The sequence below is a fragment of the Dehalococcoidia bacterium genome (genome assembly GCA_025054935.1).
Classification (GTDB): Bacteria; Chloroflexota; Dehalococcoidia; order SpSt-223; family SpSt-223; genus JANWZD01.
The window spans coordinates 287842-298789 of the sequence record JANWZD010000003.1; the positions used below are offsets into that span (position 1 = coordinate 287842).

Consider the following 10948-nt stretch of genomic DNA (forward strand, 5'->3'; position numbering starts at 1 on the left):
GGCGGCGCATCGCGGGAGGAGGAAGGAGCCGAGGAGCATCCGCGCCGCGAGCGGCTATACTGGCGTGACAGTTGGGGAGACGGATGACGATCGAACTGCCGCCCTACCTGCCGCCCCCGCACGTGACGCCTTACCTTGAGCGGATGAAGCCGATTGCCGAGGAGGTAGTGGCTGAGGGTGAGCTGCTGCACGAAGAGGACGGGATCGACCTGCGGCCTCAGTCGCTCGGCTACAACACCGGTCTGGCGCTCGGCTTCAAGCTCCCCTATCGAACGCCGAAGCTTGAGCGCTTTGTGCCGGGAAGCTCCTCCATCTTCGGGCGAGTGCACGCGCAGACCTTCACTGCCCAAGCTGCCGACGGCTACGACATTCCGAACTTGTTCCTCGAATGGGCGGAACTCGACGAGACGCTTTCGGGGGTCATCGACTTGTTTCCGCTCTTCGACCTCGCCCTCGACGAGGAGTACCGGAAACGGGTCTACGATCCGCTCGAACCAGTGTGGGAGCAGTTCCGCCGCTTCGCCGGCGCCGGCTACCACCAAAACATGTTTCGGTTTGTCCGTGCCTTCGCCTCTCCGGTCTATATCGGCTATCACCTGCCGAAGACGCCTCAAAACGTTGAGCGCTGTCTCGCGGTCCACGAGACGTACTTTCGGCATTGGGCGCAGCTGGTTCGCGACGCCCAGCCCCTTGCCGACCCCGAGCGCGCCGCCTCTGCCTGCCGACGCAAACGAGCGATGATCGGCGCGATGCTCAGCCAAGCGACCGATATCAACGACCTGATCCCCCAATTGATCGGGTGGGAACGCGCGCGCATCATGGGGCCGGTCACCGCAAAGGGTGTTCCGCCGGCAGAGCGGGGAACAACCGGCCTAAACCGGTTCGTTGCGCCGGCGCCGGTGGTGGTTCCCGATGAGCGGAGTGAAGCGGCAGAGCGCTTCGCGGCCGCGCTGCAGCTCGGCGTGGAAGAAACGGCTCCTTTCATTCCGCCGGAGTGGAACGAGGTGGTCGCGGTGGTGCTGCCGGAAGGGGGAACGGTGTCGATCCGGTTTCAGAACGGGCGTATGACGGCGCGCTGCGGCAGCGAGGGCGACCCGGATCACGTCTTGCGCCAGTCGCTCGCTGACTTTGCCGATGCCGTGGCGGACCGAATCCCGTTTCCGACGCTGTGGACGCGCCTGTCCGAGCCGGCAAACCGCGACTATGTTCTGAAAGGCAACGGCCTGAAGTTGGTCTATCTTTATCAAGCCGTGCGCCAGGCGTACCGTGACCGGCCGCGCCGGCGACCCGAGATCGCAGCGCTGCTCGGCGTGACGCCTGCAGGCGGATGAGGAAGGCGATGAAGCTCGAAGTAGTCAGCATAGTCACCCGCGACCAAGTTCAGATTTTTGGCGGGTTTTGGGAGCCGCGCGCGCCGGCGCCGGTGTCGCGGGCGGTCGAAGCGTGGCTGCTGCTGCCGGGGGCGAGCGGCGCGTTTTACAGCCAAGTGCAGGGGCCGTTCGCCTCGGCGCTCGCCGATGCGGGCTATCCTGTGCTCACGCTCTCGACGCGCGGCCACGACCTCGCCTGGCTGAACCGGCTGAACGGCAAGGTCTATGGGCTTGCCGCCGAGATCATCGCCGAGGCAGGCGAGGACATCGTCGCCGCCCTCGACGAGCTGGAGCGGCGCGGGTACCGGCGGATTGGGCTGCTCGGCCACAGCATGGGAGCGATCAAGGGCAGCTACTTTCTCGCTCACGGAGGCGACCCGCGCATCTGTCTCTTTGTCCAGACCTCGGGCGGTCGGATAGGCCGCTCGCGGTGGGAGGGGGCGCCCAACCGCGACAAAATTGCGCAAGAACTGGAGCGGGCTGAGCGGCTCGTTGCGGAAGGGCGCGGCGACGAGCTGATGCTGTTTGAAGCGTCGCTCCAAGGCCGCTCCTACTTTACGCCGAACGCCTTTCTTGACCGCCATCGCGATGACCGCTACGACACGCTCGCCCTGGCCGCCGGCTTGACCGTGCCCACAATCTTTCTCGGGGGAAGCAACGAGCCAGAGATGATCCCGCCGGGGCTGCTTGAGCAGTTTCAAGCGGCCGCCACACGAGCGAAGCCGTCCGCGATTGCGACCATCGAGGGCGCCGACCACTTCTATACTGGGAAGGCGAAAGAAGCGATCGACGCCGTCCTTGCCTTTCTGCGGCAGATGGAGTAAGCCGATGCCTGCGCTGAGCCGCGCCGAGATCGAGCGTCTCCTTCCGCACCGCGAGCCATTCCTGTTTCTGGACCGGATTGTCGAGTGTGAATTTGGCGAGCGCGCCGTCGGCGAGATCGATGATGTCGGGCAGTATCATGAGCACGTCCTGCGCGGCCATTTCCCCGCGTTTCCGGTGCTGCCGGGGGCGATCATTGTCGAAGCGCTTGCGGAAGTCGGGGCGGTGGCGGCGCTCGGCCTTCCAGAAAATGCCGGCAAGATCGCAATGCTGACCGGCCTCGATGGCTGGAAGTTCCGCCGTCCTGTCCGGCCCGGCGATAAGCTCCGCCTCGAGACGACGCTCATTCGCTCTCGCGGGCGGTTCGGCAGAGGCAAGGGGGTCGCCACGGTCGACGGCATGCTGGTCGCCGAGGGAGAGCTGAGCTTCGCGATCGTCGACCCGCCGGCAGAACTGGCTCGTTCAGAAGGCAGCGCCGAGCGCGAACTGGCATAATCGCGGCGGCAGCCACGCGCCGTACTGAGACGACAAAGGAATTCTGGCGATGAGCCACGATCTCTGGCGTGAACTGGCCCGCCAGCTCCGGGTGGACAGTATTCGCTGTTCGACTGCGGCTGGCTCGGGCCACCCAACGTCTGCGCTTTCGGCCGCCGATTTGATGGCGGTTCTCCTCAGCAGCTATTTGCGCTATGACTGGCGCCGTCCGGACAGCCTCGATAACGACCAGCTGATCTTCTCGAAGGGGCATGCCTCGCCGCTGCTCTACAGCATGCTTCGCGCTGTCGGAGTGATCTCCGACGAGGAGTTCCTCACCTATCGGCGCCTCGGCAGCCGCCTTCAAGGGCATCCGGCGCCGGTGCTGCCGTGGGTCAAAGTGGCGACCGGCTCGCTGGGCCAAGGGATCGGCGCTGCCGTCGGGATGGCGCTCTCTGCCAAGCGCTTAGAGGGTCGTCCGATCCGCGTCTGGTGTCTTCTCGGCGACAGCGAGATGACCGAAGGGTCGGTGTGGGAGTCGTTCGACCAAGCGTGGGGCGAGCGGTTGACGAACCTGATCGCGATTGTCGATGTCAACCGTCTCGGCCAAACGGGAGAGACTGCCCTTGGGTGGCGAACCGAAGTCTATGCGGAGCGGGCACGCGCCTTCGGCTGGCGCGCTCTCGAGATCGACGGGCATGACTTTGCCCAGATCGATGCCGCCTATCGCGAGGCGACCGACGGCCGCGCTCCGACGCTGATCGTCGCGAAGACCGTCAAAGGGAAGGGGGTGTCGTTTCTCGAGGATAAGAATGGCTGGCACGGTAAAGCGCTGAACGAGGAAGAAGCGCGCCGCGCCTACGCTGAGCTTGGCGGCGAGCGTCCTCCCGTAGTGTTCACCCCCCCGCGGCCGTTGGCGGCCGAGCCGAGAGCGCTGCCCCGCCGCACGCCCCTCGCGATGCCCACCTTCAGCGAGCCGATCTCTACCCGCGAAGCATACGGACGCGCGCTCGCCGCCCTCGGCACAGTCAACGAGCGCGTCGTGGTGCTCGACGCCGAGGTCGGCAATTCGACCTACAGCGAAATTGCCGAGCAGGTCATCCCGGAGCGGTTTGTCCAGACCTACATCCGCGAGCAGGCGATGGTCGCGACCGCTGTCGGCCTGCAGGCGCGGGGGTGGGTGCCGTTCGCGGCGACGTTCGGCGCCTTCGTCACTCGCGCCTACGACTTCATTCGGATGGCGGCGATCTCGCGCGCCAACTTGAAGATCTGCGGCTCCCATGCTGGGGTCTCGATCGGCGAGGACGGCCCCTCCCAGATGGCCTTAGAGGACCTCGCCATGATGCGTGCGGTTGCCGGCAGCGTCGTGCTCTATCCGGCCGACGGAACGCAGTCCGCGCGCCTCGTTGAAGCGGCCGCCGCGCACGAGGGCATCACCTACCTCCGTACCACGCGCGAAAAGACGCCGAAGCTGTATGACGACGGCGCCTTTCCCATCGGCGGCTCGCGGACGCTTCGCTCCTCGCCGGCGGACCGGGTGACCGTCGTGGCGGCGGGGGTGACGGTCTTTGAAGCGCTGAAAGCGCACGAGATGCTTGCCACCGAGGGGATTGCCATTCGCGTTGTCGATGCCTACTCGGTCAAGCCGATCGACATCGACATGCTGACCCGGGCGGCGAAGGAGACGATCGCGATTGTGGTCGTCGAGGATCATCATCCCGAAGGGGGGCTCGGCAGCGCGGTGCTGGATGCCTTCGCCGACGCCGGGATGCGGCCGCCGCCCGTCGTCAAGCTGGCAGTCCGCGAACTTCCGGGCTCCGGAACACCTGCCGAGCTCCGCGCGTTCGCCGGCATCGACGCCGATCACATCGCGCTCACTGTGCGCTCGCTCCTCAGGGGGGATTGAGCGGCAAGCGGAGACGGCCTGCCGCCGCTGGCGCGCCGTCGGGTCGGCGGCGTCACGCCGGCGGCTGGCGAGGGGGGAGAAGGCCGTCGAAGTAGTAGCGATGGAGCGCTGTCCACCGGCTGCTCCGGCGAAGCGCGGCGAGGAGTTCGTCGACCGCGCGGAGCAGGTCCGGCTGGTGGCGCGCCGCCCCGACGACGAGCGGATGCTCTTCGAGCAGGTCGGCCCCGATCGCGGTTGCGGGGTCCTCGAGGGCGAGGCGGACAAGCAGCGGGATCTCGCCCACCATCGCGCCGGCGCTCCCGCCGGCAAGTGCAGCGAGGCATTCGGTTCCGGTGTCGACCAGCACCGTTCGGGCCTCGGGGATGCGCGCGCGAAGGGCCTCTGCCGCTCCCGAACGTGCCACAGCGCAAACCGGCGTTCGGCTGAGTTCTTCTATGGGAACGGCGGCGCGTCCGCGGGGAACCAGATAGCCGATGCCGCTCACAAAGTACGGGCTCGAAACCGCAATCTCGCGGCTGAGATCGCGGGACAGCTGGGCGATGACAAGGTCGGCCGAGCCGTCCTGCAGGGGGGCGAGCGGCTGTGCCGCGGCGACGCGAACGAGTTCAAGTTTGGCGGGGTCCCCAAGCAGGGCGGCTGCGATCTCGCGGGCGAGCGCGACCTCAAAACCGTGCCAGCGGTTGGTTCTCGGCTCGAGGTACGCGAACCGCGGCAGGTCCTGCCGCAGCCCAACCCGCAGCACGCCGCGCTCGCGGATCGCGGAAATCGCCTCTCCCTGCTCGGACACCGGCAGGGAGAGGCGGGGGGCGCAAATGGCACCGCTTGCGAGGGCTGCAATGAGCGCAGCGAACAGCGCACTGCGCCAGCGGCGGGGAGCGGTTCGCACGCCGGAAGTGTAGCTGCTTGCAGGAGCTCCCCTCGGCCGGTAGACTGCGCTTTATCCAGGGGAGCAGTCGCTGAGCGAGGACACCCGTTGCACGCTGACGAGCCCTCTGCTAAGGTAGACGGCATCTTTTGGCACTCCTGTTCTAGCCCATGTCGGAGAGCTGCTGGTCTATGATGCCTATTGCGGTTTCTGTTGGCGCTGAGTTGTATCACCGCCGGCTTGCCGCCGGACTGCCGATCGCCCAGGTCGCGCGTCGCGTTGGCATCTCGCCCTCCTTCTTGGAGACCATCGAACGCAACGGTCATCTTCCGCCGGCGCGGCTGGTCGAAGAGATCCGCGCCGCGATCCTCGAGCTGTCAGGCGGGTATTGGGATCCCTTCAGCGACGAATATCTCCTCCCTGAGCCGCGTTGACGGCGGCGCTGCTCCCACGCTACTCTTGAAAAGCGGTTGGCTGGCAGCACTGTGCTGCCAGTTCCTGTCTCAATTGCCTGAGGAAAGGGGTAGACGGTCGTTGGAGGTTCGACTTCAGGAAGGTGAGGGGTTCGAGCAACTGCTGAAGCGCTTCCGCGCCAGCGTTGCGAAGAACGGCATTCTCACCGATCTCAAGCGTCACCAAGAGTATCGCAGTAAGGGCGAGCGGCTGCGCGCGAAAATGCGCAAGGCGATCCGACGCCGGCTCAAGCAGAACGCTCGCCGCGCCCAGTAGGCGGTTTCGAAACCCTCAGCGCGCTGCGGCTCGGCATTCGCCGGGCCGTTCGCATGTCTGAGCGCGCGCTCATTCGGGCGCGCCGTCAGCCCTGTCCGGCGTACCGCGCTGCACCGGCGAAGGTGGTGTTCGCCTAGCCGTTGGGCTCGCCGTTGGCGCGGATGCGGGTAGTAGAGACCACCCGGTCCCTCTCGCCGAGCCGCATCACGTGAACCCCTTGGGCGTGGCGGCCGAGCAGCGAGATACTGTTGGCGGGCAGGCGGATGACGACGCCCTCAGAGGAGATTACCATCACCTCGTCCTCGTCGCGGACGACACACGTCGCGGCGACTGGCCCCGTCTTCTGAGTGGTGGTGAGCGCGATGACGCCCTGCGTGCCGCGTCCTTTCGCGGGGAAATGGCGCAGGAGGGTCCGCTTCCCGTAGCCGTTGGCAGTAATGAGCAGCAGCGCCGCATCCGGCTCGACGATCTCCGCTCCGACGAGAACGTCAGTCCCCACGAGGCGCATTCCGCGAACGCCTCCGCTGCCGCGGTTGGAGACCCGAACGTCTTCCATCGCGAACCGAACGGCCTTGCCGCCCGCCGAGATCAACATCGCGTCGTCGCTCGAATTTGTCAGCTTGACCCAGCACAGCTCATCGCCGGGTTCGATGGTCATGGCGTTCAGCCCGCTGGAGCGAACCGTCGCGAAGTCCTGGATGCCGACCCGCTTGACCTCGCCGCGCCGCGTGACGAACAGGAGGTTCTCCGCGGCGTTGAAATCGCGGATGGCAATCAGGCTTGTCGCGACCTCATCGGGCGCGATATTCACGAGGTTGATCAAGGGCACGCCCTTCCCGGTGCGCGAGAGCTCGGGGATCTCGTGCGCCTTGATCTGGTAGACCCGTCCCCGATTGGTGAAGAAGAGTACGCTGTCGTGGGTATCGGCGACGGTGATGTGCTGGACCGCGTCGGCTTCGCGCGTGATCATGCCGGTAACGCCGCGGCCGCCTCGTCGCTGAGTGCGGTAGGTATCGGCAGGAAGACGCTTGATGTAGCCGCGCTGGCTCAGGGTGATCACAACCCGCTGCGAGGGGATCAGGTCCTCGACCGTGAAGTCGGCATTCCCGTCGGGCTGCACCACTGTCCGGCGCGGGTCGCCATATTTCTCTTTGATCGCCGCCAAATCTTCTTTGAGGACGCCGTAGATTTTCTTCGGATTGGCGAGCAGCCCCTCGAGGTAGGCGATCTGCTTCTGGGTCTCTTTCAGCTCATTGAGGATCCGCTTTGTCTCGAGAGCAGCGAGGCGGCGGAGCTGCATGTCAAGGATCGCCTGAGCTTGGATCTCGGTCAGGCCGAACTGTTTCATCAGCCGAGTGCGGGCAGCCTCGGCGTTTGGCGACTCACGGATCGTCTTGATGACGGCGTCGAGGTTGTCGAGCGCGATTTTCAGTCCTTCGAGAATATGGGCGCGTTCCCGCGCCTTTTGCAGGTCGAACTCCGAGCGCCGACGAACGATCTCAAAGCGATGGGAGATGTATTGCTGGAGCATCATTTTGAGGGTCAGCACGCGGGGCTGTCCTTCGACCAGCGCCAGCAGATTGATCGAAAAGGCGGTCTGCAGCTGAGTGTGTTTGTAGAGGTTGTTCAGCAGGGCGCGCGGATTGGCGCCGCGGCCGACCTCGATGACGATGCGGATGCCTTGACGATCCGACTCGTCGCGCAATTCGGCGATCCCGTCGATCTTCTTCTCTTTGACGAGATCGGCGATCTTGGCGATCAGCGCCGCTTTATTCACTTGGTAGGGGATCTCGGTGATGACAATTTGCGCCCGGCCGCTGCGGCTCTCCTCGATATGCGCTTTGGCGCGGACAACGATGCGCCCGCGGCCGGTTGCGTAGGCTTGTTTCACCCCTTCCGTTCCCACGAGGATGCCCCGCGTCGGGAAATCCGGCCCCTTCACGAAGCGCATCAGGTCGTCGACGGTTGCGTCCTCATGGTCAATGAGGTAGATCGCGGCATCGCAGACCTCGGCGAGGTTGTGCGGCGGGATATTCGTTGCCATGCCAACGGCAATGCCGGATGACCCATTGACGAGCAGGTTCGGGAAGCGCGCGGGCAGCACGAGCGGTTCGCGCTGCGAGCCGTCGAAGTTGTCGCCGAAATCGACGGTGTTTTTGTCGATATCCGCGAGCAGTTCGCTCGCGATCTCGGAAAGCCGCACCTCGGTGTAGCGCATCGCCGCTGGGGGATCGTCGTCGATGCTGCCAAAATTGCCTTGGCCATCGATCAGCGGGACGCGCATCGAGAAGTCTTGTGCCATCCGCACGAGGGCCTCGTAGACGGCGCTGTCGCCGTGCGGGTGGTATTTCCCGAGCACTTCGCCGACAACCCGCGCGCTCTTGCGATAGGGCGTGTCGTGGCGGATGTTCATCTCGTCCATGGCGTAGATGATCCGCCGCTGGACGGGCTTCAGCCCGTCGCGCACGTCCGGCAACGCTCGCGAGACGATGACGCTCATCGCGTAGTCCAGATAGGACTCGCGCATCTCCGTTTCGATATTGACAAGCCGAACGTTGCCGATCTCCATCAGCCCTATCCTTCGTCCTTCTCTTCAGCGCTCCTCCCGCTCGTGCGAGGGGCTCAAGGGGTGTCGCCGGCTGCGGCTCGCACAAATGCCTCAAACAGCCCGGCGAAACGGGGGTCGACTTCGTCTGCCCGCTCGGGATGGCACTGAACGCCGACAACCCAGCGATGCCGCGGGGACTCGAGCGCCTCGATCAGCCCGTCCGGGCTGACCGCGGCGACAACGAGAGTAGCAGCGCGCTCGGTCTCGCGGACGGCTTGATGATGGCGCGTGTTGACGAGCACGCTTCCGCTCGTCCCCAGTGCCTTGGCGAGGTGGGTTCCGGGCGTGATGTCGATTTCGTGCTGCCCCCCGTCGAACCGGGCGTGCCCTTCGACATGCTGAACGAGCGAGCCGTCGCAGACGACGTTCAGCAGCTGAAATCCGCGGCAGATCGCGAGGATCGGCAGGTCGCGGATCAACGCCGTTTTCGCAAGCGAGAACTCCAGTTCGTCGCGCGCGTCATCCACGCCGGCCGTGTGCGGGTCACGGTCTTGCCCGTAACGAGCAGGATTGATATCGCCGCCGCCGGAGAGAAGAAGGCCGTCAAACGCTTCCAGAGCAACGTCATCGCCCGGCCGAACCGGCGTGGGAATGCCTCCGGCACGCTCGACGGCAGCGAGATAGCGGGCGACGGAGTCCTCAGGAGCGGTGGCGCCGACGGTAACAGCGATGCGTGGCTTCCGCATCCAACCTCTGAGCGCGCCGAACTCCCTCAAAGTATACCTGCGCGCTCGGCGCCAGTTCCAGACGATACACGGCGCTCTCAGGGGAGCGGGAGGTCGGCCGGGAGCGGCGCTCCCGCCTGAATGACCGCGCGATAGTAGCGGCCGCTGTCTTTCAATGTCCGTTCCTGCGTCGCGTAGTCGGTGTAGTAGAGCCCGAACCGTTTGGCGAAGCCTTCAGCCCATTCGAAGTTGTCGAGCAGCGACCAGACGAAGTAGCCCCGCAGGGGAACGCCGTCGGCGATTGCGCGCGCTGCCTCGGCAAGATAGCCGGCGAGATAGCGCACGCGCGCCGGGTCGGCGACGCGGCCCGCGACAGGAGGAGGGTCCGGGAAGGCAGCGCCGTTCTCGGTTACGACAAGATCGAGCGGGCCGTACTCGCGGTGGAGCCGCGTCAGCAGGTCGTAGAAAGCGCGCGGCTGCACTACCCACCCCATTGCGGTCACCTCGGCTCCGGGGGGAGTGATCCGCCGGAGCCGCAGATAGGGGTCGGCAGGGTCGTGGGCGACGATCGCGGGGAAGTAGTGGTTGACGCCGAGAAAGTCGATCGGCGCAGCGATGAGGTCGAGGTCGGACGAGGCGATGCGAGGAACGGCGTGCCGCCACCAAGCGAGCATCTCGCCGGGATAGCCGCGGCCGAGAACGGGGTCGAGAAACCAGCGGTTGAAGGCGGCATCGTAGCGCGCGGCGGCGGCAAGGTCGAGGGGGGCGTCGCTTGCGGGATAGGCGGGCGTGAGAATGTGGGTGATGCCGACCCGCGCCTCTGGCCAGAGCGCGCGGAGAGCGCGCGCCGCCATGCCGTGGCCGAGGAGGAGGGTGTGGGCGGCGCGAAGCGCAAGCGGCGTGCTCCGCTTCCCGGGGGCGTGTTCGCCCCGTTCATAGCCGAGAATGCTGCTGCACCACGGCTCATTCAGGGTGATCCAATGCTTGACCCGGTCGCCCAGCCGGCGCGCCACGATCTCCGCGTAGTCGGCAAAGGCGGCCGCCGTTTCGCGATTCGGCCACCCTCCTTCATCCTCAAGCGCCTGCGGGAGATCCCAATGGTAGAGAGTCACCCACGGGGTGATCCCTGCCTCGAGCAGACCGTCGACAAGCCGATCGTAGAAGGCGATCCCGCGCTCATTGACCGCACCCCGGCCGCTCGGCAGGATGCGCGGCCAGGCGATCGAGAAGCGGTAGGCATTCACGCCGAGCGCCCGCATCAGGGCGATGTCGGTCTGCCAACGGTGGTAGTGGTCGCAGGCGATGTCGGCGGTCTCGTTATTGGCAATGGTGCCGGGCGTGTGGGCAAACCGGTCCCAGATCGACTCGCCCCGGCCATCCTCGGCCACTGCCCCTTCGATCTGGTAGGCAGCGGTCGCCGTGCCCCAGACAAACTCGGAAGGGAACGCACGCATTGGACAATTGTCGGGTCTCTTCCTTTCCGCCGCAACTCTCGCCCGCCTGCCGCGG

Annotated in this window: 10 protein-coding genes; 6 read left to right on the forward strand and 4 right to left on the reverse strand. The window is 65.8% G+C overall.

Translation table 11 applies throughout. From position 1 onward, the window contains the following. The first annotated feature begins 83 nt into the window (after positions 1–83). The 4 genes from NZ773_06100 to NZ773_06115 are packed head-to-tail and all read left to right on the forward strand — an operon-like array spanning position 84 to position 4572. Positions 84–1331, forward strand: coding sequence for a hypothetical protein (locus tag NZ773_06100; protein MCS6801497.1), 1248 nt, complete (start codon positions 84–86; stop codon positions 1329–1331). 8 nt (positions 1332–1339) lie between these two features. Then, on the forward strand, positions 1340–2194 hold the full coding sequence (locus NZ773_06105; GenBank protein ID MCS6801498.1) for an alpha/beta fold hydrolase: 855 nt from the start codon (positions 1340–1342) through the stop codon (positions 2192–2194). Positions 2195–2198: 4 nt separating this feature from the next. Beyond that, positions 2199–2687: a 3-hydroxyacyl-ACP dehydratase FabZ gene (fabZ, locus tag NZ773_06110; protein ID MCS6801499.1), complete on the forward strand. Its 489-nt coding sequence runs from the start codon at positions 2199–2201 to the stop codon at positions 2685–2687. A gap of 49 nt (positions 2688–2736) precedes the next feature. Further along, a complete protein-coding gene (locus NZ773_06115) occupies positions 2737–4572 on the forward strand; it encodes a transketolase (protein ID MCS6801500.1) in 1836 nt (611 codons plus the stop codon). A gap of 52 nt (positions 4573–4624) precedes the next feature. Here NZ773_06115 and NZ773_06120 read toward each other — a convergent pair whose 3' ends face one another. Continuing rightward, entirely contained in the window at positions 4625–5458 is an 834-nt protein-coding gene (locus NZ773_06120; protein ID MCS6801501.1) for a transporter substrate-binding domain-containing protein, read from the reverse strand. Between the two features lie 170 nt (positions 5459–5628). Between NZ773_06120 and NZ773_06125 the strand changes: the two genes are divergently transcribed. Both NZ773_06125 and rpsU read left to right on the forward strand, forming a co-directional pair. Then, a complete protein-coding gene (locus tag NZ773_06125; protein MCS6801502.1) occupies positions 5629–5871 on the forward strand; it encodes a helix-turn-helix domain-containing protein in 243 nt (80 codons plus the stop codon). A gap of 100 nt (positions 5872–5971) precedes the next feature. Beyond that, a complete protein-coding gene (gene rpsU, locus NZ773_06130; GenBank protein MCS6801503.1) occupies positions 5972–6166 on the forward strand; it encodes a 30S ribosomal protein S21 in 195 nt (64 codons plus the stop codon). Positions 6167–6299: 133 nt separating this feature from the next. Here the strand turns inward: rpsU and gyrA are convergent, their stop codons facing one another. From gyrA to NZ773_06145, 3 genes are all read right to left on the reverse strand, one after another. Next, the gene (gene gyrA, locus NZ773_06135) at positions 6300–8735 is read right to left on the reverse strand and encodes a DNA gyrase subunit A (protein MCS6801504.1); all 2436 of its coding nucleotides are present in this window, start codon (positions 8733–8735) and stop codon (positions 6300–6302) included. A 53-nt stretch (positions 8736–8788) separates the two neighbouring features. Beyond that, positions 8789–9460 carry a gamma-glutamyl-gamma-aminobutyrate hydrolase family protein gene (locus NZ773_06140; GenBank protein MCS6801505.1) on the reverse strand — a complete coding sequence of 224 codons (672 nt, stop codon included), beginning with the start codon at positions 9458–9460 and terminating at the stop codon, positions 8789–8791. Positions 9461–9537: 77 nt separating this feature from the next. After that, positions 9538–10893 carry a GH1 family beta-glucosidase gene (locus tag NZ773_06145; GenBank protein MCS6801506.1) on the reverse strand — a complete coding sequence of 452 codons (1356 nt, stop codon included), beginning with the start codon at positions 10891–10893 and terminating at the stop codon, positions 9538–9540. Between the last annotated feature and the right edge of the window lie 55 nt (positions 10894–10948).

Coding starts and splice junctions, on each gene's coding strand:
- NZ773_06100 (MCS6801497.1), top strand. CDS start 84: ATGACGATCGAACTGCCGCCCTACCTGCCGCCCCCGCACGTGACGCCT.
- NZ773_06105 (MCS6801498.1), top strand. CDS start 1,340: ATGAAGCTCGAAGTAGTCAGCATAGTCACCCGCGACCAAGTTCAGATT.
- fabZ (MCS6801499.1), top strand. CDS start 2,199: ATGCCTGCGCTGAGCCGCGCCGAGATCGAGCGTCTCCTTCCGCACCGC.
- NZ773_06115 (MCS6801500.1), top strand. CDS start 2,737: ATGAGCCACGATCTCTGGCGTGAACTGGCCCGCCAGCTCCGGGTGGAC.
- NZ773_06125 (MCS6801502.1), top strand. CDS start 5,629: ATGATGCCTATTGCGGTTTCTGTTGGCGCTGAGTTGTATCACCGCCGG.
- gyrA (MCS6801504.1), bottom strand. CDS start 8,735: ATGGAGATCGGCAACGTTCGGCTTGTCAATATCGAAACGGAGATGCGC.
- NZ773_06140 (MCS6801505.1), bottom strand. CDS start 9,460: ATGCGGAAGCCACGCATCGCTGTTACCGTCGGCGCCACCGCTCCTGAG.
- NZ773_06145 (MCS6801506.1), bottom strand. CDS start 10,893: ATGCGTGCGTTCCCTTCCGAGTTTGTCTGGGGCACGGCGACCGCTGCC.